Source organism: Paraburkholderia suaedae (assembly GCF_040812055.1).
In the GTDB taxonomy this organism is placed as follows: domain Bacteria; phylum Pseudomonadota; class Gammaproteobacteria; order Burkholderiales; family Burkholderiaceae; genus Paraburkholderia.
On the sequence record NZ_JBFOAH010000023.1, the window covers coordinates 63,865 to 87,971 of the forward strand.

Sequence of the window (24,107 nt, forward strand, 5' to 3'; positions counted from 1 at the left end):
CATCCAGTCTGTTGATCAGGACCCTCACCGCGGCATCTCCTTCCCGGTGGCCGTGTCCAGCGGGAGCAACCGCACGACGAAGGCAAACCGGATCGCCATGGATGGGCCTCAGAGACGGTTCATGTCGACGCGCAGGCCGGCATCGCGCAGTTCCCGGGCAATCGCGGTCTTCCACGCGCCGGCCGCGTCGTAGTCGAGATACTGCACGCCGTTGTAGTCGGACGGGATTTCGACGGCACCCTGGCGAAGGGCACAGACGCGGCCGCGCCCCAGCTTCGCGGCGAAATAGCCAAGCTCGAGAATCACGTTCTGGCGGGCCCGCGGCTTGAGCGCGTCCAGCGTAGCGGTGGCCACTCCGCCCTGGTCGTCGGGCGTGAGCAGCACCACAGCGAACGCGACGTCAGCGGCTTCACGTTCGAACTTTTCGATGATGGTCTCACCGCGGCCGGACTGTTCGTCGAGGATCACGCCTTCCGGTCCAAGTCGCCCCAGCAGCGCCCGCACTTCGAATTTCGCCTCGCGGTTGTGGCCGTGAACGATGAACACGCGAGGCCGATGGGCGGCAACCGCCGGAGCGCTGGGCCAGGCGGACGCGGGTCCCGGCGCACCCGCCGGGGCGGTCTGCTGGAGCAGCGCGGCAGCACCCGCCGCGGTCGACACGGCGCCCGCCGGCAGTCGGACGATCCTCTCTCCTGCTGGACGGCAAGCGGATGGCCGATGCCCGTCGCAACCTCACTGAGCGCTGCGGTCGGTTGAGCCGGCGGCCGTACTAAACCGTTGCGAACGAGGACATGGTAGAGGTCCACCTGTTTGACCGACCAGTGCGTGCTGTCCAGATCACCGAGGCCGCGATGCGGCTTATGGATGTCGAGTGCCTCGGCCATCGCGAGCAGTTTTTCTTGCGAAATCGGATCAACGCTGTAGTCCCGCTCGAAGTGCAGATAATAGGTGTCGGTGCGATGCTCCACCTTGGTGATGCGGCCGACATACGCCGGTGTCGGTGGATCGCTGCGGGTCTCGCACGCGAAGATCGCGGGGAACTGCTTCAGGCTCAGTTCGACCGTGTCATTCAGCGGCGAGAAACGCCCGATGACCGGCTCGACGCTGCAGAAATGGAAACGGCCCTTCGGCGTGCTGCCCTCCGCTTGATTCCAGTGCCCGCCCTCGCTGGAGACGATGAGGCTGTAGTACTCGTTGGGCTGCATCGCGTTGCGCTCCTCGAAAGTGGACGGCCGTCGCGGTGCGTGCGCCGGACCCCGAGCGATTCTCGCATTGCCAGGATCATTTTTACCAGCGTTTTTATGATCCACCTTTCCACTACTGGACATTACCGCCATAATGTCCAACAGTTCAGGATATGCTTCATCCTGCCCCGTCTCCAGAAAGTCACGAAAAAAGCCCCGCATGGACGACACCCCCGACAAGCTGCGCCGTAACGTGATCGTTCTCGCGGCCGCGATCCTCGCGATCGCGTTGTTCCACCTGTCGTTCAGTCCAACCGGCACGCTGCTCGGCTTCGCCCAGGTCGGGAATGTCAGCCCGTTCAAGGTGTGGCTGGCGCTGACGTTGACGCTGCTTTACGTCGTGATGCGGTATCACCATTCGGACGAAACCCGGAAGGAGCGTGCCTACGTGGCCGAGCAGTTCCGCGAACTGCGCCGCGTGGCGATCATCCACCGGATCGAATCGGCGGTCCGACGGTATTTTCTGCAAGGTGTGCCTGTCAGTCTCTTCGATGACTCCGTCGAATTCCTCGACGGTGACATCGAGAAGCACATGGCACGGGATGGCCGGGCCAGCGAGGTGGATGACCTGCAGATCGGCACCGCCGATCCGACCGCCGGGCAGCCGTGGTGGCAGGGACGGGTCGGCGTCCAATTCCACGCGATCTGGCCGGGTGGCGCGTATGGCCGGTACGGTGGCAACCAGCCGGCGTACACGTTGCCGCGCGCCGACCGCATATGGGTCAGCGCAGTGGGCGCGTTGCGGGCCGCGACCGCCTCCCGCGCCGGCGTGGACATCGGGCTGCCGTACACGACGGCCGCACTGGCCGCGCTGACGAGCCTGTACAAGGTGGCGTACTTTTTTCCGCTATGACAACACCTTCCGTCATCCTGCCAGCGGGTGCCCTGCCCTCGAACCGGCTTGCGAGCCCGATCCTGCCGCCCGGGCTCACCGACGAGGCGATCGTCGGCCGCTGGCTGACCGCGAAGGCGACCGGCCGGGGGCGCCTGGCAGCGACCACCCTCGCGCAGTACCGGATCGAGGCGGAGCGGCTGTTCTGGTATGCGCGGCACGTGGGCGTGCCGATCTCGGGCTGGACGCTGGATGAGTTTTCCGCCTACGTCGGATTCCTGCAGGCGCCCGCGCCATGGGCGGTCCGGGCCCGCGGGGTGCGGCGCGGTTCGCCCGACTGGCGGCCGTTCCTGGGGCCGCTGACCGACCGCTCGGCCGGCCAGACCCAGAAAATCGTCACGAGCCTGTTCGACTGGCTGCGCGACGTGGGGTATCTGCAGTTGAACCCGGCATCCGGCCTGCCCACCGTGGGCCGCCGCGATCCGGAAAAGCAGTCACGCTTCCTGTCAGTCGACGACTGCGCGCTGCTGCGCGAGGCAATCCGCGCGCGTCACGAGCCTTCCACCGAGGCGCGGCTCGCCCGCGCGCGAGACCTGTTTCTGGTTGACCTGTTCGAGCACACGGGCGTGCGCACCAGCGAGGCGGTTCATTGCGCGATGGGCCATGTGCGCATCGAGCCGGTACCGGAAGCGTTGCAGCGCGAGTTTCCGGGTGCCCCGCCCTTCCAGTGGCTACTGCGCATCGAGCGTGGCAAGGGCGGCAAGGCACGCTGGGTGCCGTGCGACGCGATCGCGCTATCGCTACAGGCGTACCGGCTCGCCTTCGGCCTGCCGCCGGTGCCGGCGCCGGACGAAACCCTGCCACTCGTGCTTTCGGTGCGGCGCACGAAGTGGGGGCAGTGGAAAGGTGTGCGTAGCCGCACTGCGGTCTGGGACCTCGTGACTGGTCTCTGTCGCGAAACCGCTGACTACGCCCGCGCGTCGGGCCGGGCAACGGACGCCGCCCGCCTCGAACAGGCGTCGACCCACTGGCTGCGGCACAGCTACGCCAAGGGCCTGGCCGAAGGGATGAAAAACGGACTCGACGCCCGCGCGGCGCTCGACAACATGGGACACGCGGACGCGCGGACCTTCAACCAGTACGTCGACGACGAGCCGCTGAAACGCGCACTGGCGACCACTCTCGCCTGCCAACGCCGCTAACAGGAGTTAGCGGCACTGCGCGTGTACAAAAAAACGGCCCGCCTATAGTGATCGCGCGGTCCGCTTCGTGATGCGCGGCGGAGGAGCGACGGGCGACCAGTTGGTCCGCCAGCCCCGCCGCTGCTCCGTGGGTGGTCACGTGCCGTGAGCATGGACCACCTCTCCATGATAGTCGCTGTTCCGCCGCCCTGCCGGGCCTGTCTGGCAATCACAATGCAGACAAGGCTACCGGCGTTAAACCGGCACATTGATGCCGGAAACGCTCACACAACTAAAGTGGTGGCCAGATTTCAACTGATGTGGTGTTCCTCCGCCGTCGACCGCGGATGCGCCGCTTTCGACGTCTGTTTCCGGCGCGATGGCGGTGACCGGCTCATCGGGGTTGTCGTCCTTTACGTGCGAATTCTGACGGCGTTCGCGTGCGCCGCAGCTCGCAGCAAGGCTCGGCGACGAATCCGCTTTCGGGTAATCGAAGGATGCGTAAATCGTCGATCGACAATGACTTTTTCCGTCAAACCTCCTGTTTTCGCGCGATTCGAACGATTACCCCAATATTTTCGTCCGGTCTCTGTTATAGGCTAAGGGATCGCGCTCTCCGTTGTCCGCCTTGAATCCTTTCGCTTGTGCCCTACTCATACCGCCCGTGACAGCGCCGGGGAGAACCGCCGCAACGCTCCTTTTAAAAGGGCCAGATTATCCGTGACAGCCTCGGTGGCGATGCGCGGAGTGTCGACGATATGCGGGAGAGCGGACGAGGTCGCCTGACGGCGCGCTTGGGCAAATGCTTCGAGATCATCCGGCTGTGCTGGTCGGATCTGACCGTTCCGGAGTGCCTTCGCGAATCGCAGTTGCCATTGACCCGCCTCGCGACGTGCGACGCCCTCCTCCGCGTTGTAGACCGATAGCGACAGTCCGTCAGCATCGACGACGAGCTTGCGCTCACCGGTAGCGTCGACGAAGGACAGGCCGGCGACCTCGCGAACCAGCGACTCGGCGGCTTGTTGGTCCTCGACCGCAGCACGCGCCGCGTTTTGCTCTGCATGCCGTGCGCGGATCTGGAATGAGAAATCGGCTGTGCTGGTCAGAAGGGCGCGCAGATAGCAGATGGGCCGCTTGGCTTTCTGAAGATGCTCCCACGTTGCTTCGACAACATCGGACAGACGTTTGCCCTGCTCACGTGCTTCGCGCATCAGTTTGAAAATCAGGAAATCCCGAAAACCCAGGGACCGCAGGCGCTGAAGGTCCAGAGGCACTTGCCCCGGTTGTCTCTTTTGCAAAGAGGTGGGGAAAAGATTCTTATATATACCACCGTCTGCCAGATTGGCAGACCGATAGGAAAATGCTTCAGCCGCGGTGGTACCGGCTTGCTGAACTCCGGCATTGGTGCTTGATGAATCCACCGAATCAGCCTTTGCTTCGACTGGTTGAGCAGCCGGGATTGGCTCCGTTGCCAGCCCGAGAATGATGGCAGCACGCTCGGTCAGGTGAAGATAGGCGCGACCAAAGAGACCCGCCTGCACGTAGCGGCGTTGCGGTGGCCGGGCGATCAGACCTGCGGTTTCTAGGTCATCGAGGCTTCGGTAGAACGTCCGCTCTGACTGCATTGACCGTTCGGTCAGCAACTCACGTCGAGCGTAGATGTGCCCGTACGGGTTAGAGGCGTCAATAGTGCGTGCAAGTGCAGCCAACACGGAGCGCGCTCGAGCAGGGATCCCATCGAGGCGCGAGGCGCGATGGACGGCCCGCAGGATGACCCACGGCAGGTTGACGGAATCGGAACTCAGGGCGATCGCGTCGCTGCCATCGGTCGCCTGAGAAGCAGGGGAAACATCGACGGTTTCGGTTTCGGGGAAGTGCGGGCGTAACCCCACCTCGCCAGCAACGAAGTGTTGCGCGATAGACATATCCAGCGTCCATTTCTTGAAAAATGGATGGAGTACGCTTGACTGTCTAATTCGATCGGCTACACTTCGAGGTGTCAACGCTCAACCCGATTTGCAGTCGGGAAGTGCAGCCGGGCGAGAGAACAGCAAGCCCGTATTCAAAAGCCTCCAGCGCCAACTGGAGGCTTTTGTCTTTTATGCCCGGTGATCAATTCATCTTGTTATTCCTTTTCGCGTCGAGCTGAAGCCGTTCGCGAAAGATTCAAAGTTCAAAGCCATTGATTTTAAACAACTATTTTTCTGAGACCTCTGTCTGCTCCGCCTGAGTTGCCGCTGCGCGCTGCTCCAGAACTTCCTTTAGCGCCGACTGGACCGCTTGAGCTTCAGCCTCCGACTGGAACTCCAGCCGCACGACATTCTTGGCCTGACGCACATCACAGTACGTGCCCCGCCCTGCCTTGACCTTGAAAGACGTCGCAGCAGGCGTCGCCTTCTGCTTCGCCGGGTCCGCGCTCGCGAACTTCACCGCCTGTGTTTCATCCAGCTCTTTGTTCGCCAGCCGCTGAGCTGCGAGTACAACCCGATCTGCCTTTCCGGTTCTGACCAAGCGCGCCAACGCATAGCCAGAAGTCGCGCCCATGAGGGCAGGCTTCTCGTTCAGAAGGGCCAGAACTTCAGCCGGGAGATCGTCAAACGCCATCAGTGCGGAAACCACCGATTCGTTCACCCCGGCCTGCTCTGCCATCTTGGCCTGGGTCATGTCCGGAAAGCGTTGGCGGATGTCCTTGAAGCCGAGGTACTTCTCATAGTCGGTCAGGTCTGACTGCAACAGATTCGCGTAGAACGCAGAGAGCGCCGCTTCGTCCTCGCTCGAATCGTCGTCCAGCACGCAGTCGATTTCTAGCCGACCCAGCTCCCGATAGGAATCCGTGCGCCAGTGTCCCGAGACGATTTCAAAGCCGCCTTCGACACGAGGCCGGATACCAACAGGCGTGGCCAATTTGTTGTGCCGGAGGTTCTCGCGCAGTTCGGCGAACGCCTCCGGCGACTTGTAGCGCCGCCGACCCGGGACTTCGTGCAGGTCGGTCAAGGGCACTTTCATCGAGCCCTTGCCACTGCGCTTGGCCTCTTCCAGTTCCGTTTGCAGTTGCTGGATTCTTTCTTGATACTCACGCGCTTCGAGGCGGAAGGCGCCCAATTGCGCCGGCATGGTCGCCGCGCGTGGCGTTGTCTCGGGAGGGCGCGCCGCAGCCGCAGACTCTGCTCTATCGGCGACCCCAGCCGTGCGCGCCATCAGGCGTTCCTTCAACTTACTCGACATTCGCTTTCTCCTTCTCCTTCAGCAACTGCGCGGCCCACGCACCTTGAATATGCCCTTCTATCTCGTCGACCATGGCGTCGAACGAATCAATGGCGCGGCTGTACTGACCCAAGGCCTGAACGTCGTAGATTGTCTTGAACTCGGCTGCTGCGTTCTTGACGACGTCCGAATCCTGAATCTCTGCCCGACCCAGCAACTCCGGGTAGGTTTGCTGAATCCATGACCGAACGACGTCGGTGGCGTCGACCCGCGGCTTCACCTTCGAGAGGAAGATGCTGATAAAAGCAAATTCCTTCTGCACGTCGCGGTCGTCGGCCAAGGCTTTGAACAGGTCTGCGAACTGCCGGAAAAACGACGCGCTCGAGGCGTAGTCGAGGGTCTCGGGCGGCAGCGGAACAATCAGGCCGTCGCTCGACATGAAACAGCTGGTGGCGAGGTACGCAAGGCTCGGCGGTGTATCGATCACGATCACGTCGTACTTCTCTCGGATCGGACCCATCGCCCGTTCTAGGACCTGCCAGAACTGATAGTTCGGATCCTTCGACTGCCGGTTCGGCAGGTAGAAATCCGCGCCGAACAGAGCAGGGCAAGCCGGGATGAAATCTAGGTTGTCCCAGTAGCTCGGAAGGATTGCGTAGTTCAGGTCCGGCTGTTCCTCGTAGACGAGCGGCATCACCGTCATTTCTTCGGTGACTTCCGGCGTCGGAACGTAGCCCATGAGCGTTGTCGACGAAGCTTGCGGATCGAGGTCGATCAGCAGGACTTTGTGACCATGAAGGGTCAGACCCTGAGCAATTGCCACAGCGCTGGTCGTTTTACCAACGCCGCCCTTGAAATTCCCGATGGCCATCGCGAGGCCGAGCGCCCCTTCCGGACGGCGCTTGTACGGCGCCGCGATACGAATGAACTGCTGTGCTTCCGCGAGCGTGAACTCACGATTGCGTCCATTGCCGGTAAGGGTGCCCGTGGGATACTCTCCCTTCTTGTTACCTCGTGTACACAGGTACTGGATCTGGGTGCGCTCGATCTTGCAAAGCTTGGCCACGCGCGACGCCGTGAGCATGGGCGCCATCTTTCTGGGCCAAGGCTCAAGGAGGTCGTCGCGCAGCTGTGCGAGCGTCGCCTCTGCCCGGTCAGCAATGGCGATCAGTTGGTCGATACCAATTGCCTTGCGAGGCGGGGGTAGTTCCTTAGTAACCATGAGGTACCTGCGAATTGGTGTTGTCATCGAAAACCGCGAAAATCATCAAAGTTCGATGACGTGCGATTTCGGCGAATAATAGCCGGTAAACTCGTAAACTTGAAGGTTTACTTTAGGTATTTGTTGCGAGACCAATCACACGGGGATTCCGAGTCACCGCGCGGAGTAGTTGGACACGGGTTGGAAATCGCCGAATTGGAGTAATTAAAATGTAAGAAAGGCGGGCGCAAGACTGGAACGTGTGCCCGCCCGATCGGATTCAAAGTTCAAAGTCATTGATTTCTTTGGCACTATTTTTTCGGAAGCGCCTGTCTTCACCTCGCGTTCGGTGTGGTTTCTTTGGCTCCCGCGCGGGCGGCTTTTATGGCCACGTCCTTCCCTCTGCACTCGGTGCTCAGCTTCCCGTAGACATTCAGCGTGTTGTCGACCTCGAAGACTCCGCAGAGAAACGCGAGCTGATGGACGGTCAGCCGTACTGCCGGGCCCTCGCGCGCCCGCACGTCTTCCTGATAGCAGTCATTGATCGCTCGTACCAACGTCCGCGCCACGCCACTCAGGTTACGGCGCTCGCGTGAATAAATAGCGCATCCTCGAACTGGTTCACTGCTGCCTGGTCAATCTCGTCTGTCATCGTCGACTCCTTGGCGAATGGAACTGCGCGAAACTTGGGTTTATACCGTCAAGGAATCAAACAAGAAAAGGTTTTATATCGGCCGGCGCACGAACCGCACTTGCACGCTCGATGGATCAAATGCTCAAACCGGCTCAGGTCACAGATGCCAACATCCTGACCGTGCCGGATATCGCCATTACATTTGGCTCCTTTGTCGCCGGCGAACTTAGAAACGCCGCACGTGTGCAACACAAGTAGATGCAAAGGTCCACTGCTGCGCGTGGCCGTTGCTTGCCGTTTGCATCTTGCGACTCCGTGAGGTGCCGTCGTGGGCCTCCGCAGCCTACATGTTGCGCATCGCCCGCCTCAGCCTTCCTTCGCTCCCTTACGCCAGGGTCTTCAGATTCCTAGCATTCGAGCGCACCTTCTCGTCGGAGCGGTGCCTGGGCGTGTTGTCGATCTCCCCCCAAGGGGGTTTGGCGCGCTCTTTCGCTGAAAGTAGCCAGCAGTCCGTCCCGGACCGGCGATGTTTCGATGGCAACTACTGTCTCTGCCATTTTGGTGTAAAATAGATGCCAAATGGCAGGAGGTGAAATCGTGACCGTCATCGAGAAGGTATCAGCCGATTCATTGCTTGGAGGACGGTCGGTATTTCCGCGTTCTCCCCGATCCGGCCTTGAATGGGTGGACGTGGTCCGCCACGGCATTTCGTCGCGGGCGCTGGACGCGATGCTCAAATCCATCGGACTTTCGCAAGCAGAACTGGCGCAGGCGCTCGATATCCCGGAGCGGACCTTGGCGCGTCGCAAGCGGGAAGGGGTGTTGAGCCGTGAGGAGTCAGCCAAGCTGCTGCGACTCGCGCGTGTCGCCGCGCGCGCGGCCGAGGTGTTTGACGATCTCGACCTGGCACTCGCCTGGCTTAAGATGCCGGTTGCTGCCCTGGGAGACGCCACGCCACTGAGTCTTGTCGATACCGACATTGGCACCGATAGCGTGATGGATACGCTGGGACGCATCGAGCATGGCGTGTTTGCGTGATGTTCACGGCATGGCGGGTGGTGACTGAACGATATGCGGATACCGCTTTTTCTGGGGAAGGAGCGCGATTGTACGGTGGCCGGTGGAACCCCAAAGGCGTCGCGATGGTGTATACGGCGCAGACGCAATCGCTCGCGCTGCTCGAGATGTTGGTCCAGGATTCACCGCTGCGCGCCCGCTACGTGATGATCCCGGCCAGTATCCCGGAGAAAATCGTCGAACGTATCGATCCCGCCAGTTTGCCTCGCGACTGGCGGGACATTTCAGCGCGGGCCGAACTGCAGCAACTTGGATCGGCGTGGGAGCGGAAGCGAACCAGCGCCGTGCTGGCTGTTCCCAGTGCGGTCGTTCCTGCGGAATCCAATTACTTGCTCAATCCCAATCATCCGGACTTCGCGCTCGTCGTGGTTGGAACGCGTGATGAGTGGTTGACCGACCCCCGGTTATTGCGGCGCTCGGCTGCAAAGGGATCGTGACGAGCATCTCGTGTGGCGGTGGCAAGCGGACGACGGCGTGTGATCAACCAACCCGCCGGCCATGCTTCGCGGGGTGCCGCCATTCAAGGTGCCTGTGTGTTGTCAAAACCGGTTACATCATGCGTTCAGGGACGTGGCCAGTCATGCACCACCGGCGGAACCGGTCCTGCAGGATCTTGAACTGGCTCGCGCCGATCCAGTCAACAGGGGATTATTTTTCGTTACGGTCACGGTCGATGTAACGGTTAAATGCGGCTTCGTCGTCGTAAAGTGACCTCGAAAACGTGTCGTCGGCCCAGTCGATCAGGCGCTCGATCACCGCGCGCCGGGACAGGCCGAAGTGCGCGACCAGCCGCTCCAGCGCGAAAAACTGCGTGCCAGTCATCGTCAGGTGCAGACGCCGCTCGCCAGAATCGGCGTCTTCCTGACGCGGAAGCCGTCCGAGGACTGTCGCCACGTCAGAAGGAGCTTGGGTAGACGGCTTCGCCCGTGACGCAGTCTTAAGCTCGCGCCGCGCCTGTACCAGTTCACCGCGCAGCTGCTCGCACTCCCGCACCAGGACGTCATGGGCGTCGGCAGGCGGAGGGGTATTTTTCGTTACAGTAACGGATTTTGTGCGCGCGCCATGTCGGGCCCGCCATGCGGCCTGGCGCTCGGCGTTTGACATCGCATCCGGCTTCCGTGGCCGGCCACGGCCACGCTTTTCCGTGGTGCCGGTTACCTTGTCGTTTGCCGCTGAAGGCATGATCCATCCCGGTGCGGTTGACTTCAGCTATTTTACGTTATTCATAACGATAAATGTGGTATTTCGTTACGCGTAACGTAAATGTGCACAAGCTGCCTTGCACGGCATGTATTCATCCGGGCAGATGGTTGCAGGTGTCCGGTCCCAGCCCGGGCGTCGTTCCCCGGAGAGGATCGCTCACGGCGCAAAGCCGAATGCAATCCGACATGGCATCGCTTTATCTTTTTTCGTTTTGTTACGTGACACACTCGGAGAGGCCGTCAGGGAAGAGGGCATCTGAAGATTCGGAAATACTGAGATGGCCCCAGCGTCGCGTACGCAAACCTCCGAATCTTGAGGGACACCCCGATCAGTCGCGACCCCGGCGTGATACAGGAACCGCAGGATTGCGAATCATCAGCGTATCGAGGCTATTCTTCTGTTTCCCAGATGTGGCCAAATCCGGCGGCATGACAGAGTAGCGCCCATGCGGAATAGGGGATTTCATTTTCGCCGCTGATCCAACGACGTATCTGCCGCCCGCTCTTGTCAGCGAGGTCCAGAAATTCCGCTGCACTACGTCCGGTAAAACCGGCCAGCCGGACTACCTCCTGGATTTCAGCCCCGGTCGGCTTGGCCCAATAGATCGCGGGCTGCAAGCATTCGCGTCGGATCGTCGTGGTTGTATCAACTGCCATATGCTTTTCCCCTGTCTTACGTTCGTCTCAACTGCTGGCCCATAAGGCGTGCGCCCGGAATCGAAAACCACTGCGGCCGCAGCTCGCCCGCCTTCATGTCGAGTGGCTCTTCGTGCCACTCACGCGGTCGCCCCACCCCGCGATGCAGGTCCATAAGATCACGGCTATACGACTCCGAGTCGCCAGCTGAAAAGTCTAGCTCGATCGGCAGCTGACGTGCAGGGTCCCCATCGATCGCCACCACCAGCGTCATATCGCGATAACCTGGTGCTTCCTGATTCGTCACATAGCGAGCCTGATAGCGTTCGCCATGAACCGGCGCCGGCGTGGGACGTTTGTCCAGATTCCAGCGCGTGATTATCTGCTGCCAGCGCTGCTCACCGCCAGCAAAGTAGCCGTGCACTTCACCAGTCGGGCGGCGGTCGAGTCGCAGTGCGGCGAGACAGTGCTCAAACAACTCGTTGTCCAGCGCCCGCAGCGCCGTCAGGTCGAAACGGTAGTCGGTGCCGTTGTACAGGCCCGCGAGAAATTCGGCGACGGTCTCCGCCTGTCCGGTGTCGCCTTCGGCCACGTCAACGGGCTGCAGGAGCGAGTCGAGGCCGCGGTCACGATCGCCAACGCGGATCTCCGCTGCGCGCTGCGCTGGCGTCTGGCCGCCGTGCGCGTTCGGAAAGGACTCCGTGATGGTGTGCCGGAACGCCTCGAGGAGGTGCTCGGGCACGTCGCTCGTAACCCGGTGCGTTTTCGGGCGGGGCTGAATGTTCATGGTGTTACCTTGATGGTCCGGAGTAGGAGGCTTCGGCCTCGTATCCGCGTTCGGTGATCAAAGCGGCGATGCTGAACGGCACTGTTGCATCGACGGCATCGGCCAGCGCAAGCCCGACAACCATGCCGCGGAAACATTCGCGACTGTACCCAACGCCAGTTCCTCGCGTCCGTTCGCGCCAGGCCACAACCGTGTGCACCTCGAGACGTGCCAGTCCGTCTGCACCCGCGTAAATCGCTCTCTCTTCCACCTCTGGTCCTGTTAATTGAGTCCGTGTACGGGATCGTACGACAGCGCTGGCCTCGACGGTCCGCAAGCCGATCCAGGATCCAGCCCCCACGGCTTCGCCGCGGAGGAAACACGCAGCCTCCGGCTGCTTGACGACCCCGGCCGTGATTCGCTTGCGCTGTACCGGATCGTCCCGGCGCTACTGCGCCGCGCCGGCGCTCTCCCCACGCCTACTGGCGAGGGTCCCCGTGCGCCTCGATCCGGGCGCGCCGGAGCGCGCGTGACGCATGAGGTTATCCGGGCTCAAGGTTTGGCAGGAAGGGGCTGCCCCTACCGGACGGCTGGGACGCGCATGCCGCTGAGGCAATTTTCGGCCAGGCATCAGCCGGAAGGAGCCGCCGCAGCCCACGGTTTCAACGTCATCTCCTGTGCTGGTCAACAGCCCCGGCATGAACCGGGGCCGACATGCATCATTCCTGACGCCGCGCGAGTTGCGCACGCTTGAGTTCACCCGGCGCGCCGAAGTCGAAGTTATCGACCGTGAAGTTGTATCCGTAACGCTCGATGCCTTCACCGTCCGTGAAATCGTTGTTCGACAGCTTCGCCTCAACGATCAGTTGATCGCCCTTCAGAACGTTTCTGGCGATGGCCTCACCACGCGAACCAAAGGCGGTGAACTGGATTCTCACCTGACGCTCTTTCGCTTCACCGCTGCCTTCGTCGCGACCGGCGTACTCGTTGGAAATCAGTGTGAATTTCGTCACCTTCGAACCACCGTGATTCGCAAGCACTGGGGCGGCGGCAACTCGGCCAGCAAAGAAAAACTTGTTCATGATTTGTACTCCTGAAAGTTTAAATGAAACAGGGGGAGACTTTCGTTAGAATCCTGACTCGGGTAGGGCAGGCTGTGGGGCACGGGGCGGCACACGATCAAACTCGGAGAGCGCGTTGCGGGCTATCGCGCGCAACTCTTCCCGGTGCATGTCGATTGGGTGGCCGTCGCGGTCCAGCATGTTGGCAATCCGCTCGAGTGCTTCGGCGGAGCGCGCCGCGGCATCGGCGGACAAGGCCATGCGGAACAGTTCCGTGCGCACCAGGGAACGATCGCCGTATTGATAGACGGCCAGCAGCGGAAGGAGGGCGGTCAGCCACGTTGGGCGGATGTGAGTGGTATCCATTTCGGTTTCCATAGTTGAGGTCATGCCCGGCCGGAAGGCCGGGCGCACCTGTCAGCCGCGCAGGCGGCACAGTTCGTCGGCGAGCACCCAAAGGGCGCGGTTGAGCCTGATGTTCTGGTCAATGCCGGTGACGGCGCGGGTTGTGGTTGCCCGCCCATTCGCGTTACGACCGCGCAGGCCGCCGTTGATCACGTTTTCCTGCACGCGATTGAATGTCGTCCACAGGTCCGGTGCGCGATCCTCCATGCGATGCGGTGTTAAAAGTTGCTGCTCAGTGATGGGCGCGGGCTTCTCGTCGTCGTACCGCAGCGCAAGCGCGGTCCGCGCGAAAGCGGTCTGTTCGCCGTCGGTCAATGCCAGACCGGCCATCCCCTCGCGCTGATGGGTCGCTGCCTCAAAGCTGTCGAGCACCTTGAACGCCCCCTCGATTACCTGGCCGACCACGTCGCCCTTATGAGGCACGCGGATATCACCAATGGTGTCGCCGCAGACCATACCGTTCTGGCACAGAAACCGGAACATCCCGGCGAGCATCTGGTAGCTGCTGCTGCCATCATGGCTGTTCAGAAGGATGATTTCGTTGGCTTCGCGGCCCGTGATCTGGTCGGCGTGGCGCAGGCGGACCAGATGTTTCGTGTGTGCGCGCTTGTCGTCGGCGCGTACGCGGGTCTGACAGGCCATGAAGGGCTGGAAACCTTCCTTGCGCAGGCCGTCCAGTACATCGCTGGTTGGAATGTAGGTGTACCGTTCCGAGCGGCTTTCGTGCGCGGACAGCGCGAAGATCGACGGGGCAACCTCTGCAATCTCGTCATTCGTCAGCGGGCGATCCGAACGTGTGCCAACTGCGTTGCGCCCGAAGCGGCTTGTCAGGTAGGTGGTATCCATGCTGTTCCCCATATCAGGATCAGCCCCAGCCCACGGGCCGGGGCCGTGAGTGGTCAATGCGTCAGTCGATGGCGCGCAGAATGTTGGCGGCCTCTACGTGCTGCGCCGCGTAGGCCCGCAGCGCGTGGTAGTGGTCAACGATCCTGTCATCGCCGCACTTTTCCACCAGATGGCACAGGGCAAACAGCGTGACGACGATGCCGAACGCGTCGGCGCCCATCGTGTCGCTGTAGCCGTTCATGTGCCACCGCACATGTACCCGTCCGCAGTTCGCTGGAGCCATATAGAAGCCGCCGTTCGACAACTGGAAGAAGTCCCACGAGCCGCCCTTGTAGGCACTCGAAAGGCGGGTAGCCCAGTCGTACACCAATGCCTCGCCCCAAAGGTATTGCGCGCCCAGGTAGTGAGGAAGGAAATTCAGACGCAACTCATCGACAACGACTGCCGACGAGATTCTGGTTTCATTGTCAATCACGGTTATCTCCGGAAATGGGCCGCAGCGGAATGCCGGGCCACGCTTTTATATTAGGTCGTATTGACCGTATATCAAGATTTTAACGATCCTGTTTTTCAATTATAAGCATATATCAATTTAAAATATAAATCGGATAATTTCACTTTATAAGGTCAATTAGACCTATCATGTTCATGTGGCCCGGCATTCCGCTGCGGCCCATTTCCGGAGGCATCCATAATGGAAGTCGTTGAAATCCGTGTAACTGAATCCGTTCTCGAAACTAACTTCGGCAACGAAGCGCAGATCGAATACGTCCCGTACGGACGGCTGTGCCGCTCACCACTGAATGTCCGCAAAAAGGCATCCACCGGCATCGAGGCGCTGGCCGGGACGATTGTGGGGAATGGACTGATGCAGAATCTCGTCGTGCACCCTGTCAAAGGGTCGCGCGCGAAGCAGCCGAAGCTTGGGGTCTGCGCCGGTCAGCGGCGTCTCGCCGCGCTCGATCTGCTGTTCTCGCAGGGCAAAATCACTAAGGACTTCAAGGTGCCGGTGCTGATCGTCAGTGAGGGCGAAGCCGTCGCCGCGTCGCTGATCGAAAACCGCGAACGCGAGACCATGCATATCGCGGACGAATGTGGCGCGTTCCGGCTGCTGACCGAGGAAGGCAAGAGCATTGCGCACATTTCGGCTCTGTTCAAGGTGTCGGAAATGGTCGTGCGCCGTGCGCTCAAGATCGCAAACCTGTCGCCGGTGCTGCTCGATCTGCTGCGCGACGACAAGCTGGACTATGAGCAGGCGAAGGTGCTTGCACTGGCCGACGATCACGCGACGCAGGAGCGCGTGTGGACTGACGCGCAGACGCCCTGGCTGCGCCGTCCTGCCGAACTGCGCGCAGCGCTGACGAAAGCGGAGCTCGACGCCAGCGAGAATCCGCTCGCGAAGTTTGTCGGGCTGGACGCTTACGAGGCGGCAGGCGGTTACGTGCGTCGCGATCTGTTTTCCGACGACCAGAACGCCGGATACATCGCGGACGCGGACCTGCTGCATCGCCTGGCAACTGACCGCCTGATCGAGCTATCCCAGGCCGTGGCCACTGAGGGCTGGTGTTTCGTGGAAACGCGGACCCGCTGTGACCAGGCCGAACTGTTCCAGTACGACCGGATCGCATCGACCACGCGCAAGCCGACCAAAGCGGAAAAGGCCGAGCTTGCGAAGCTTGTTGCCACGTGCGACGAGGCGAAGGCCGCGCTCGATGCGTATTACGCCGATCAGGACAGCGAGGAAGACGAGGCGCTTTGGGAAAAGCTGGACAACGCGCTCAACGATGCTTCGGCTGCAGTTGACGCCTATGCCGAGCGCTTCGAAACGTTCGCCCCCGACGACATGAGGCAGGCAGGTGCGTTCGTCGCCATCGACGAGGACGGGAAGGTGCAGATCACGCGTGGCCTGCGCTGCCGGGAAATCAACGACGCAGACGCGGGCAGTATCGCTCACTTCACGCATACGCAGCGAAATCGCGACCTGCCCGCGAAGGCCAGGCCTCTGCACGGCGAAAAGCTGTGCAAACGGCTTACCGCGCACCGCACGGCTGCGGTACAGATCGAGCTTGCGCAGCAGCCGACCGTTGCGCTGGCCGTGTTGATGTACCGGATGATTCCGGCTGTGTTCGATGACGTGTACGGACAGTCATACATCGATCATGCGGTGCGCGTCGACGTGCATACGTCGCGCGATGCGCTGGTGTCGAACGCCGACGACATGGCCGACAGCGCTGCATGGAAGGCGCTTGAAGGCGAGCGGGCGAAGTGGAGCCGGATGCTGCCGAAGCGCACCGATGAACTGCTCGCGTGGCTGTTGCAACAGGACGTGGACGTGATGTCGAACCTGTTTGCATTCTGCGTGGCCGCAACGGTAGACAGCATCAGTCCCGTTGACCGGGCGCACCCGGTCAACGAAGTGGCGAACACGCTGGAACTGGACCTCACGCGCTACTGGAAGCCAACGCGTGCAGGGTATTTCGAGCACGTCTCGAAAGATCGTATCGTGACCGTTGTCGGCGAGACGGTTTCGCCGCAGGCCGCAGGCGAACTGCGCGGGATGAAAAAGGGAGATGCCGCTGCTGCTGCTGAGCTTCGCATGACGGACTCGGGCTGGTTACCGGAAGTGCTGCGCAACCGTGAGGTGCCGGAACACGCCACGTACGGCCATTGGGACGATGACGGGGAAAGCGATGTCGATAGCACGCAGAATCAGTGCAACGACGGGGATACGGAGGAAGCCGAAGCCGCCTGAGCCGTGATGCACTTCGCGTAAGTGCGAATTGTCACATGCCGCCGTCCGGGTGAAAGCCCGGGCGGCTTTTTGCTTTACGAGTACTGCATAGGAAAAAAGAAGCCGGGACGAAGACCGGCTTTCCGAGGCTCCTGCCGCGCTCTTTTTGGGACCAGGCAGCTGCAGGGCGATTGTGCCAGGGAGCACGCCTGAAGGCGCCGTGTTTTGCGAAACAGAATGAAACTGCGTGGAGCGAACCAGGGTGGTATCGCGCGCGCCGCGCGCCCGTATCGAGGGCCACGGGGACCCATGCAGAATGCATGGGGAGCGGCCCGACCCGGCGCAGTGCGGCGGGGCGATTCGGCTCAGGGTTTCGCGTGCTGAGGATATTTTTTCTTGAGCGCGTCAATATCGGCATTGCTCACGCGAGGTTCGCCGTACTGTTCGGCGTAGAGGTGGTTCAATTGCATGCTTGAGAGGTGCGGATTCTCAGACTGCAATTGCTCGAAGGTTTTGATGCGAGTCTGGGCCGGTGCCGGTGCATCGGTTGTGAGAGGCGCAGGCTTGTGCGCTTCGAGAGGGGCTGTTGCCCGGGAGGTTGTCACCGGGGCCGGGGCGCTGGGGTGGGCTGCCGCAGCGCCGGATTTGCGTTCTGAACCGGGCGTAGAGGCGGTCTTTCGAAGCCTGTACAGGGTTCCGTGAAACGTCCGAAGGGAGATATCGAGTCCCTGTTCGCGCAAGGTATTCAGGATATCAGCGGCGGGAACGCGAGCGGCGAGCGCCGCCTCGATGTCCGGAAGGAGGGCCTTGAGATGGGAAGCCTTGCTGCGTTTCGGGCTTGTGCTGGCAAGGCGGCGCAGCGCGGAAGCAAGTTGTTCGTGATCCATTGAGAAAATGGCGAATAAATGTAGTATGGGCGTAGTATGAATGACGACCGCATGTAGAGGCAAGGTTGTATTGGGTAGTACTCCCATGGAATGCGTGATGTACTGGTGTAGTAGGGTCGTAGAATATGCGTAGGAAATAATATGTGGCGAGAGCGGGGCGAGGCACGTCGAATATGTTTACGTAACGCTACGCGTTCCGTAAAATATTTCGTGCCAAAGGGGCGGGCCCCTTTGTAACCCCGCCGCGGTCTATTGCCGCGTCCGCGTGTCGGCAACTCCGTTACTGACACTAAGCACTGCCTGGTATGCGTAATGAATACGGAGGTCTGGCGATGATTCCGAGCAGTGAATGGGTGATCCAGCTTGTAGTGGGGCCGCGTGCCGACGAGCGCGGCAGCGAGCCGCGTTATCTGCCGTGGGCAGGCTATACGTTGCCAATGACGGGTGACCAGGCAATGCGCGCGCTGCGCGAGTGCGAGTTGCGGTGGCCGGAATACGAGTTTCGCGCGCATCCGATCGAGGACGACGGCAGGCCGTTCGCGATGGTCGGCGCCGAGATCGACCGTAGTCGTTCGACGGGGCTCTGGTAATGCCACGGCAGAAGAGCAATGACGGGGCAGGGCTGGGCAAGCCGATCGCGTTCCGTCTGTCGGATGCGGATCGCGCAGCGTACCTTGCCAAGGTGGCGCAAAGCGGGATGACGCAATCAGAGTTTTTCAGGCAGGCGGTGCTCACCAACCGTACGCAGGTGATTGCGCGCCCGGTGGCGAGCGGAGACCGCAAGCGGTTGCTGTACATCTTCAACAAGACCAGCAACAACCTGAACCAGATTGCCCACCGCGCGAACTCGGAGCACGTTCGCGGGAAGCTTTCGGAGGCGACCTACGAGCAACTGCTCGCGCAATTGCAGCTCATCGGGCAGTACCTCAAGGCAACCCTGAACAAGGTCGACTGATATCGATGGGAATGGATCAAAAGCAGGCCGCCATCATGGCGGTCATCGAGCTGGAGACGAAGCTGCACTTCGATCGCGACCATGACGGTGCGCGTACGCTGACGCAGCCGGACTGCGACAGCGCCCGGGCGGCTGTCGATGCCGCTGGCCATCTGCTGCTGTCGATCGTGAACAGCACGCTGCTTTTGCGCATCGAAGGGGCTGAGCGCTGGCTCGCCGAGCGCGGGATGCTGGAGTAGGACGATGCTCATACGCGTACGCGGCTATCACGACGGGATCAAGGCATACCTGGAGAAGGGCCAGAAGCAGGGTCGCGAAATGGAACGCGACGAGATGGACGAGCGCGTGATACTCGCCGGCGATCTCGATCTGACGAACGACATCATCCAGTCGATCGACACGGACGCTGAACGCTACCTGAATGTCACGCTGTCTTTCAAGGAAGACGAGGTCGACCGCGAGCTGCTGGGTGAGATCGTGCGCGAGTTCGAGGCGTTTGCGTTTGCCGCATACCGTCGGGACGAATACAACTTCTACGCCGAAGCGCATGTGCCGCGGATCAAGAGCTATGCGGACCGCAAGACGGGCGAGGCTGTCGAGCGCAAGGTTCACGTGCATGTGGTGATCCCGGAAATGAATCTGGTAACGGGCAGACGGCTTGATCCGTTCGGGAAGGTTGACCATAACGAGCGGTATCTGGAGGCTTTTCAGGAGCACATTAACGCGAAGTACGGACTGGCGAGCCCAAAGGACAACCGGCGTGTGCAGTTCACGGACGCGTCCGAAATGATCAGCCGGTACAAGGGCGATGTGTTCGAGGGCGCTAACCGCGAGCTGAAGGCCTCGATTCTTGAGGCAGTGATGACGCGTGATGTGACCCGGTATGACAACTTCAGGGCCTTGATCACGGAGTACGGCGAGACGCGCACACGCAATGCCGGCAGGGAGTCGGAGTACGAGAACGTCAAACCGCCCGGTGCCGCGAAGGGTGTGAACCTGAAGGAGTTCGTGTTTTCGCGCGAGTTCATCGAGCTCGATGCTACGGCCAAGCGTGAGGCGCTCGAATCGAATGTGCATGCGCAGTACGTCGAGCCAGGCGTACCGCGCGATACGCCGCGGATCTATCTCGATTCGCTCGAGACGTGGCACGACACGCGCGCGAGAGAGATCAAGTATCTGAACAGCGGCAGCAGTTTTTACAAGACGTATCAGGCAGCGCCGCCGGCGGAGCAGCGGCGCATTCTCGATCACCGCGAACAGCGGTTCTATGACGCAACAGGAGGGCTTAATGAACGCACACGAGAGCGAACACAACAGCGCCACGATCGATCCGGACACTGGCGAGATTGGAAGCGGATGGGAGCCGCCGGAGCAGGAGGGCGGGCGCGAGAGCGCGGTGCCGGGCGGGAACCGGAAAGGACAGGGCAGTCGCAGCAATGGTGGAACGAGCTCGAACGCGCGCACCGCGAAATCACGGGGCGATGGCGAGCCGGAGCGGATCACGACTTTGACGCTCGCTTCGATCGATCCGGCGCGCCGTCCCAATCCGCCCACCGTGTGCATGGCATGCCCGGCCGCGGTGTGGATGGCGACGCCGCGCGACGTCAAGTGCTTCTGCCGGCTGATGCATTACTGGAGCTGGGAAACCAGCAAGCCGAACGAATTGACGCACTGCGATGGTCTGGCGATCGCGAGCGAGCGGGAAGAGAACAGCTAGTCATTTCGGTGCCAATGCCGCGATGGCGCGAAGGTGCCGAGGGCGGTTTCGACGTGGGCCGCAATTACGGCGAGTTCGAGGATCGGTGGCAATGGTCGGGCGAACCCGATGCCATTGACAGTTCCGCCGGCGAGCCTGAATGGAAAGCGATCGTAGATCGCATGTTTGTCGCGTGGGACCAGGCCGACGAGGCAGGGCGGACGCGTCTCACCCGCACCGCTGCCGGGAAGTTCATGCGGGCAGGAGGACCGTTCGGCTCACGCGAGCCTTTTGGTCTGAGCGGCGGCGGCCTGCCTGCAGGGTTCGGACCGCGTGAGGAAATCCGCAGCCTCGCGGATGTGCAATCGTTCGATGCGATCGAATCGCTGCCGTTCGAGATCCGGCCAACTAATACGCCGCTGCCGACGGACGCGGCGTCGGTCGATTTCAATGCAGGTGCGCGCGCATCGACGGGCCGGGCAGCCGATACCGTTTGCGACCAGTTTGCGCGTGACCTGTCCGAGGCTCGCACGGTGCGACGTGCCCGGGAGCGGGATGAGTTCACAGAGATTCGCGCGACGCTCGACGCGGGCCGGTTGCTGGCCGTGCTCGCGCATACGCACGGAGTGATCGTCGAAAAGTATTCGATCGGTAAAGGCGCGGACGGCGGTGACAGGATCCAGGCCGGCTCGCGCAATCTGAATGTGTCTGACTTCCTCACCAAGGAGATGAACCTGTCATGGGAGGAGGCGGCTGAGCTGCTGCGCGAGACCTATCGTGCACAGACAGGACGTGATCCGGAGCATGCACAGAGGCGTGCGCCTGAACGGGACCTATGGGGCGAGTTCCAGCAATGGCGATCGGCATACCGGAACGAGCTACGTCGCGCGTGGGATGCGCAGGCCGATCGTGAGAGTGAGCGGCGAAAGGCGGTCAAATCCGAGTTCTACAGTGCCCGTAGCGCGCTGGTTGAGCGCCCGCGCATGGACCTGTCAGGTGCGCAGCGCCGCGAGCAGCTTTCCGCGGCACGTGTTGCGCGCCTCGAGGCAGAGGCTGCGCTGCGTGTGCAGATCGCGAAAGAGCGGGATGCGCTGAAGGGCGCCGCAAGCCGGCCCTTGACCGAGCGGTATCGTGACTTCCTTCAGGAGCGCGCTCAGGAAGGCGACGAACGGGCGCTGCGTGAGTTGCGCCGGATGCAGCAGATCCGCCTGCGGACGAAACGTGCAGACGACGAACGCGCGGTCATTTTCAGTGCGCCGTCTCATGCGGTGAACCGACCGGCAGCCTACGACCGCAACGAGATCATCTACGCGGGCCCGGCGATCACGTACGAGGTGCGGGCCAGCGGCGAGGTCGACTACCGGAAGGACGGTGTGGCGTTCCTCGTCGACGAGGGCCGCACGTTGCGCCTGTGGGATAGCGAGCGCGAGGCGATCGAGATTGCGCTGCGTTTCGCGCAGCAGAAGTTCGGCAGCACGCTGTCGCTGTCCGGACCTGATGACTTCCAGGCGGCCGCGGCGCGTGCGGCGGCCGACACGCGTATGCGCATCGTGTTCGAGCAACCGGAGCTGGAGAGCATCCGGCAGGTCCGGCTTGCGGAGCTCGATTCCGAAGCGCTGGAACGTCGGGCGGCGCAGCGTGAGCGCGAGGCATGGGAGCGTGACGAGCTGCGCGATGTTGTGCGCAATCCGCCGCCACCCACCCCGGAAGATCCGTCCAATCCCGACTTGGATGTAGCACCGCCAGCTGATCCGGATGCACCGGACAGCGGGCCGGATATTGACCGATGAACCATCAACCTGAGCGAAGAAAATGAACGAGCTTGCACACATCGATCGCGACGGCCCGATTGCGGTCGCGCCCGGCGTGGGCATTCGCGAGGTCAACATGGGCCGAGTATAAGCGCTCGTTACCTGACGCCGGCAGCCCGCGCTGGCGATACCGATAAAACAGGGTATGAGTCGTGCGTACTCGCACGATCATTAGCGGAGGATCGCGCAAACTGTTGTCCTCTTTCGGGTTCGGTATGGCCCTCCGAATAGCCGAATCTGCGCCAGCCAGCGACCAGCGAAGGTTGCTGCCTTTTTATTCGTAAAAGCAACTAACGGACCGCGCCTACGTCGGCCGACATCAAACCTGTAAAGGCCGCTACAAACGTAGCCAGTTGCATGAGAAAAATGAAGGGGTAGATAGTTGGGGCTATCTACCCCTTCATTTGCGGACACCGGCCCAGTTCCGGGATTTTCCGTCCGGTCAGCGGGGAGGATGGCGACGGGCGTCTCTCACCGGGCGATCCGCGGGCACTGCAACCGGACGCGGCCGTGGTGGAGAAGTCTGTGGGCGCGTGACCCGACTCCCGTCTAGCGACCCGAGCTCACACGGCACGTGCGATCCGGGCAGCGGCGGACGCGGAAAGCCCACCACGGTGTGTCGGAATGTCGTTGGCCTGCGCCGGCCGGAGACGGCGGAGGGTCGCCGGGGTTTCGGCACAGAACCATGGATCTCTCCGCAAGCGCTTCAGTTTTTGTACATACAAAGTCGGCCGGCCGGTCTCAACGGCCGGACATTGGGCACGACGCCGAAGACGGGCGGGTATCGGGTGCCGATCTGGAGTGAGTAAACCGGTGCAATGGAGCGCCAATTGCGCAAAGCGGTACCGATCGGGTAGGGTGGCAGCATCAATCAACCATAGCGAGGAATCAAAATGAACAAGCAGGAACTGATGGATGCGATCGCCGCGAAGACCGGAGACAGCAAGGTCGCCACGGGCGAGACGATCGACGCGGTGATCGCGGCCATCACGGGCGAACTGACGAAAGGCAAAACGGTACAGCTGATTGGCTTCGGCTCGTTTTCGACAGGCGCGCGCGCCGCGCGGGTCGGCCGCAATCCGGCGACCGGCGCCGAGATTCAGATTCCTGCCGCGAAGACGGTGAAGTTCACGGCTGGCAAGGCGTTCAAGGACGCCGTGAACGGCGCCTGAGATGGGACGCAAGCCATCGGCCGGATTTCGGCCGATGGCGGCGGGCTGTCGGCAGGGTAGACGCTACAGGTGCCAGCAGCAGCGGCACGGGTTGATCGGGCAAGGCCTGGACCCCGGCCAATCGGCCTGGTAGCATCAGTGCGAGATGCCGCGACGTACTGCGGCCCCTGCGATTCACTGTATGTCTCTATAGATAGCCGTATGAAAAAGAAACGATCGCGGACCGGGCGCGAAATCTCGTGCCCAACGATCGGCGCATTACTGCGTTACCGGACGCGCATCGTGCGCGTCATTGCGGAAGCACGCGGGCAACGCGCTATGATCGAATCACTCGATACCACAGGCAGGAGCTTCGTGAGCACGGTGAAGTGGGTCAGCCTGCGTGAGCTGGGTAATCAGCTTTTCTGAAGCTGGGTCTCTTCGCGGGCGATCGTCAGTCATTCCGGGATGCCTGCGGATCAGATACCTCGACTCTCCAGCTTCGATAGGCCCGCCGGTGCCCGAACGTGGCAGCGTGTGCTCATCCCGTCACACTGAATGCGGGAATTTGCGGCTCGTATGCTGGC

General features: G+C 61.6%; 26 protein-coding genes. 12 read left to right on the forward strand and 14 right to left on the reverse strand.

Features of this window, described 5'->3' with window-relative positions:
* Positions 1–108 precede the first annotated feature (108 nt).
* Positions 109–546 carry a TIR domain-containing protein gene (locus tag ABQJ48_RS26780; protein WP_367840980.1) on the reverse strand — a complete coding sequence of 146 codons (438 nt, stop codon included), beginning with the start codon at positions 544–546 and terminating at the stop codon, positions 109–111.
* The gene (locus tag ABQJ48_RS26785) at positions 465–1,406 is read right to left on the reverse strand and encodes a hypothetical protein (RefSeq protein ID WP_367840981.1); all 942 of its coding nucleotides are present in this window, start codon (positions 1,404–1,406) and stop codon (positions 465–467) included. The genes ABQJ48_RS26780 and ABQJ48_RS26785 overlap by 82 nt, the downstream gene beginning before the upstream one ends.
* Between ABQJ48_RS26785 and ABQJ48_RS26790 the strand changes: the two genes are divergently transcribed.
* Together ABQJ48_RS26790 and ABQJ48_RS26795 are read left to right on the forward strand one after the other, a co-directional pair.
* Positions 1,405–2,097, forward strand: coding sequence for a hypothetical protein (locus tag ABQJ48_RS26790; RefSeq protein WP_367840982.1), 693 nt, complete (start codon positions 1,405–1,407; stop codon positions 2,095–2,097). The two genes, ABQJ48_RS26785 and ABQJ48_RS26790, sit on opposite strands and share 2 nt — an antisense overlap.
* Positions 2,094–3,278, forward strand: coding sequence for a tyrosine-type recombinase/integrase (locus ABQJ48_RS26795; RefSeq protein ID WP_367840983.1), 1,185 nt, complete (start codon positions 2,094–2,096; stop codon positions 3,276–3,278). Before ABQJ48_RS26790 ends, ABQJ48_RS26795 begins: the two co-directional genes overlap by 4 nt.
* Positions 3,279–3,910: 632 nt before the next feature.
* Here ABQJ48_RS26795 and ABQJ48_RS26800 read toward each other — a convergent pair.
* From ABQJ48_RS26800 to ABQJ48_RS26815, 4 genes are all read right to left on the reverse strand, one after another.
* Positions 3,911–5,182: a Cdc6/Cdc18 family protein gene (locus ABQJ48_RS26800; protein ID WP_367840984.1), complete on the reverse strand. Its 1,272-nt coding sequence runs from the start codon at positions 5,180–5,182 to the stop codon at positions 3,911–3,913.
* A gap of 271 nt (positions 5,183–5,453) precedes the next feature.
* Positions 5,454–6,482, reverse strand: coding sequence for a ParB/RepB/Spo0J family partition protein (locus tag ABQJ48_RS26805; protein ID WP_367840985.1), 1,029 nt, complete (start codon positions 6,480–6,482; stop codon positions 5,454–5,456).
* Entirely contained in the window at positions 6,472–7,683 is a 1,212-nt protein-coding gene (locus ABQJ48_RS26810; protein WP_200654679.1) for a ParA family protein, read from the reverse strand. Before ABQJ48_RS26810 ends, ABQJ48_RS26805 begins: the two co-directional genes overlap by 11 nt.
* A 314-nt stretch (positions 7,684–7,997) precedes the next feature.
* Positions 7,998–8,231, reverse strand: a complete 234-nt coding sequence (locus ABQJ48_RS26815) for a hypothetical protein (RefSeq protein WP_367840986.1) — start codon at positions 8,229–8,231, stop codon at positions 7,998–8,000.
* Between the two features lie 194 nt (positions 8,232–8,425).
* On the opposite strand from ABQJ48_RS26815, the gene ABQJ48_RS26820 reads away from it, so the two are divergent.
* The 3 genes from ABQJ48_RS26820 (at position 8,426) to ABQJ48_RS26830 (ending at position 9,810) form a co-directional block, all read left to right on the forward strand.
* Entirely contained in the window at positions 8,426–8,554 is a 129-nt protein-coding gene (locus ABQJ48_RS26820; RefSeq protein ID WP_268963576.1) for a hypothetical protein, read from the forward strand.
* A gap of 339 nt (positions 8,555–8,893) precedes the next feature.
* Positions 8,894–9,334 (forward strand): type II RES/Xre toxin-antitoxin system antitoxin, encoded by a 441-nt coding sequence (gene parS / locus ABQJ48_RS26825; protein WP_367840987.1) that lies wholly within the window; start codon positions 8,894–8,896, stop codon positions 9,332–9,334.
* Positions 9,334–9,810 (forward strand): RES family NAD+ phosphorylase, encoded by a 477-nt coding sequence (locus ABQJ48_RS26830; protein WP_201141711.1) that lies wholly within the window; start codon positions 9,334–9,336, stop codon positions 9,808–9,810. Before parS ends, ABQJ48_RS26830 begins: the two co-directional genes overlap by 1 nt.
* 211 nt (positions 9,811–10,021) lie before the next feature.
* On the opposite strand, the gene ABQJ48_RS26835 is transcribed toward ABQJ48_RS26830, so the two are convergent.
* From ABQJ48_RS26835 to ABQJ48_RS26865, 7 genes are all read right to left on the reverse strand, one after another.
* Positions 10,022–10,477, reverse strand: a complete 456-nt coding sequence (locus ABQJ48_RS26835; RefSeq protein WP_367840988.1) for a hypothetical protein — start codon at positions 10,475–10,477, stop codon at positions 10,022–10,024.
* Between the two features lie 488 nt (positions 10,478–10,965).
* A complete protein-coding gene (locus ABQJ48_RS26840) occupies positions 10,966–11,232 on the reverse strand; it encodes a hypothetical protein (RefSeq protein ID WP_007731376.1) in 267 nt (88 codons plus the stop codon).
* A 16-nt stretch (positions 11,233–11,248) separates the two neighbouring features.
* Positions 11,249–11,998 (reverse strand): DUF7673 family protein, encoded by a 750-nt coding sequence (locus ABQJ48_RS26845; protein WP_367840989.1) that lies wholly within the window; start codon positions 11,996–11,998, stop codon positions 11,249–11,251.
* Between the two features lie 698 nt (positions 11,999–12,696).
* Positions 12,697–13,059 carry a single-stranded DNA-binding protein gene (locus ABQJ48_RS26850; protein WP_367840990.1) on the reverse strand — a complete coding sequence of 121 codons (363 nt, stop codon included), beginning with the start codon at positions 13,057–13,059 and terminating at the stop codon, positions 12,697–12,699.
* A 45-nt stretch (positions 13,060–13,104) separates the two neighbouring features.
* Positions 13,105–13,404 (reverse strand): hypothetical protein, encoded by a 300-nt coding sequence (locus ABQJ48_RS26855; RefSeq protein ID WP_367840991.1) that lies wholly within the window; start codon positions 13,402–13,404, stop codon positions 13,105–13,107.
* A gap of 51 nt (positions 13,405–13,455) precedes the next feature.
* Positions 13,456–14,289 carry a DUF932 domain-containing protein gene (locus ABQJ48_RS26860; RefSeq protein ID WP_367840992.1) on the reverse strand — a complete coding sequence of 278 codons (834 nt, stop codon included), beginning with the start codon at positions 14,287–14,289 and terminating at the stop codon, positions 13,456–13,458.
* 61 nt (positions 14,290–14,350) lie between these two features.
* Positions 14,351–14,764 (reverse strand): antirestriction protein, encoded by a 414-nt coding sequence (locus tag ABQJ48_RS26865; RefSeq protein WP_367840993.1) that lies wholly within the window; start codon positions 14,762–14,764, stop codon positions 14,351–14,353.
* 219 nt (positions 14,765–14,983) lie between these two features.
* On the opposite strand from ABQJ48_RS26865, the gene ABQJ48_RS26870 reads away from it, so the two are divergent.
* On the forward strand, positions 14,984–17,041 hold the full coding sequence (locus ABQJ48_RS26870; RefSeq protein ID WP_367840994.1) for a ParB/RepB/Spo0J family partition protein: 2,058 nt from the start codon (positions 14,984–14,986) through the stop codon (positions 17,039–17,041).
* A 344-nt stretch (positions 17,042–17,385) separates the two neighbouring features.
* Here the strand turns inward: ABQJ48_RS26870 and ABQJ48_RS26875 are convergent, their stop codons facing one another.
* Entirely contained in the window at positions 17,386–17,907 is a 522-nt protein-coding gene (locus tag ABQJ48_RS26875) for a hypothetical protein (protein ID WP_367840995.1), read from the reverse strand.
* Positions 17,908–18,239: 332 nt separating this feature from the next.
* On the opposite strand from ABQJ48_RS26875, the gene ABQJ48_RS26880 reads away from it, so the two are divergent.
* From ABQJ48_RS26880 to ABQJ48_RS26905, 6 genes are all read left to right on the forward strand, one after another.
* On the forward strand, positions 18,240–18,497 hold the full coding sequence (locus ABQJ48_RS26880; RefSeq protein ID WP_115783776.1) for a hypothetical protein: 258 nt from the start codon (positions 18,240–18,242) through the stop codon (positions 18,495–18,497).
* Positions 18,497–18,862 carry a plasmid mobilization protein gene (locus ABQJ48_RS26885; protein WP_115783775.1) on the forward strand — a complete coding sequence of 122 codons (366 nt, stop codon included), beginning with the start codon at positions 18,497–18,499 and terminating at the stop codon, positions 18,860–18,862. Before ABQJ48_RS26880 ends, ABQJ48_RS26885 begins: the two co-directional genes overlap by 1 nt.
* A 35-nt stretch (positions 18,863–18,897) precedes the next feature.
* Positions 18,898–19,101, forward strand: a complete 204-nt coding sequence (locus tag ABQJ48_RS26890) for a hypothetical protein (protein ID WP_367840996.1) — start codon at positions 18,898–18,900, stop codon at positions 19,099–19,101.
* Between the two features lie 4 nt (positions 19,102–19,105).
* Positions 19,106–22,348 (forward strand): LPD7 domain-containing protein, encoded by a 3,243-nt coding sequence (locus ABQJ48_RS26895; RefSeq protein WP_367840997.1) that lies wholly within the window; start codon positions 19,106–19,108, stop codon positions 22,346–22,348.
* Positions 22,349–23,262: 914 nt separating this feature from the next.
* Complete coding sequence (locus ABQJ48_RS26900) at positions 23,263–23,541, forward strand: HU family DNA-binding protein (RefSeq protein ID WP_367840998.1); 279 nt, start codon at positions 23,263–23,265, stop codon at positions 23,539–23,541.
* Positions 23,542–23,742: 201 nt separating this feature from the next.
* Positions 23,743–23,949, forward strand: coding sequence for a hypothetical protein (locus tag ABQJ48_RS26905; protein WP_367840999.1), 207 nt, complete (start codon positions 23,743–23,745; stop codon positions 23,947–23,949).
* Positions 23,950–24,107: the final 158 nt, after the last annotated feature.

What these genes read in the sequence shown, in the direction of transcription:
- ABQJ48_RS26895 (WP_367840997.1), top strand. Translation starts at nt 19,106, where the DNA reads ATGCTCATACGCGTACGCGGCTATCACGACGGGATCAAGGCATACCTG.
- ABQJ48_RS26905 (WP_367840999.1), top strand. Translation starts at nt 23,743, where the DNA reads ATGAAAAAGAAACGATCGCGGACCGGGCGCGAAATCTCGTGCCCAACG.
- ABQJ48_RS26800 (WP_367840984.1), bottom strand. Translation starts at nt 5,182, where the DNA reads ATGTCTATCGCGCAACACTTCGTTGCTGGCGAGGTGGGGTTACGCCCG.
- ABQJ48_RS26850 (WP_367840990.1), bottom strand. Translation starts at nt 13,059, where the DNA reads ATGAACAAGTTTTTCTTTGCTGGCCGAGTTGCCGCCGCCCCAGTGCTT.
- ABQJ48_RS26890 (WP_367840996.1), top strand. Translation starts at nt 18,898, where the DNA reads ATGGCGGTCATCGAGCTGGAGACGAAGCTGCACTTCGATCGCGACCAT.
- ABQJ48_RS26785 (WP_367840981.1), bottom strand. Translation starts at nt 1,406, where the DNA reads ATGCGGGGCTTTTTTCGTGACTTTCTGGAGACGGGGCAGGATGAAGCA.
- ABQJ48_RS26885 (WP_115783775.1), top strand. Translation starts at nt 18,497, where the DNA reads ATGCCACGGCAGAAGAGCAATGACGGGGCAGGGCTGGGCAAGCCGATC.
- ABQJ48_RS26900 (WP_367840998.1), top strand. Translation starts at nt 23,263, where the DNA reads ATGAACAAGCAGGAACTGATGGATGCGATCGCCGCGAAGACCGGAGAC.
- ABQJ48_RS26790 (WP_367840982.1), top strand. Translation starts at nt 1,405, where the DNA reads ATGGACGACACCCCCGACAAGCTGCGCCGTAACGTGATCGTTCTCGCG.
- ABQJ48_RS26875 (WP_367840995.1), bottom strand. Translation starts at nt 17,907, where the DNA reads ATGGATCACGAACAACTTGCTTCCGCGCTGCGCCGCCTTGCCAGCACA.
- ABQJ48_RS26805 (WP_367840985.1), bottom strand. Translation starts at nt 6,482, where the DNA reads ATGTCGAGTAAGTTGAAGGAACGCCTGATGGCGCGCACGGCTGGGGTC.
- ABQJ48_RS26880 (WP_115783776.1), top strand. Translation starts at nt 18,240, where the DNA reads ATGATTCCGAGCAGTGAATGGGTGATCCAGCTTGTAGTGGGGCCGCGT.
- ABQJ48_RS26855 (WP_367840991.1), bottom strand. Translation starts at nt 13,404, where the DNA reads ATGGATACCACTCACATCCGCCCAACGTGGCTGACCGCCCTCCTTCCG.
- ABQJ48_RS26820 (WP_268963576.1), top strand. Translation starts at nt 8,426, where the DNA reads ATGGATCAAATGCTCAAACCGGCTCAGGTCACAGATGCCAACATCCTG.
- ABQJ48_RS26845 (WP_367840989.1), bottom strand. Translation starts at nt 11,998, where the DNA reads ATGAACATTCAGCCCCGCCCGAAAACGCACCGGGTTACGAGCGACGTG.
- ABQJ48_RS26870 (WP_367840994.1), top strand. Translation starts at nt 14,984, where the DNA reads ATGGAAGTCGTTGAAATCCGTGTAACTGAATCCGTTCTCGAAACTAAC.
- ABQJ48_RS26795 (WP_367840983.1), top strand. Translation starts at nt 2,094, where the DNA reads ATGACAACACCTTCCGTCATCCTGCCAGCGGGTGCCCTGCCCTCGAAC.
- ABQJ48_RS26810 (WP_200654679.1), bottom strand. Translation starts at nt 7,683, where the DNA reads ATGGTTACTAAGGAACTACCCCCGCCTCGCAAGGCAATTGGTATCGAC.
- ABQJ48_RS26840 (WP_007731376.1), bottom strand. Translation starts at nt 11,232, where the DNA reads ATGGCAGTTGATACAACCACGACGATCCGACGCGAATGCTTGCAGCCC.
- ABQJ48_RS26860 (WP_367840992.1), bottom strand. Translation starts at nt 14,289, where the DNA reads ATGGATACCACCTACCTGACAAGCCGCTTCGGGCGCAACGCAGTTGGC.
- ABQJ48_RS26830 (WP_201141711.1), top strand. Translation starts at nt 9,334, where the DNA reads ATGTTCACGGCATGGCGGGTGGTGACTGAACGATATGCGGATACCGCT.
- ABQJ48_RS26835 (WP_367840988.1), bottom strand. Translation starts at nt 10,477, where the DNA reads ATGTCAAACGCCGAGCGCCAGGCCGCATGGCGGGCCCGACATGGCGCG.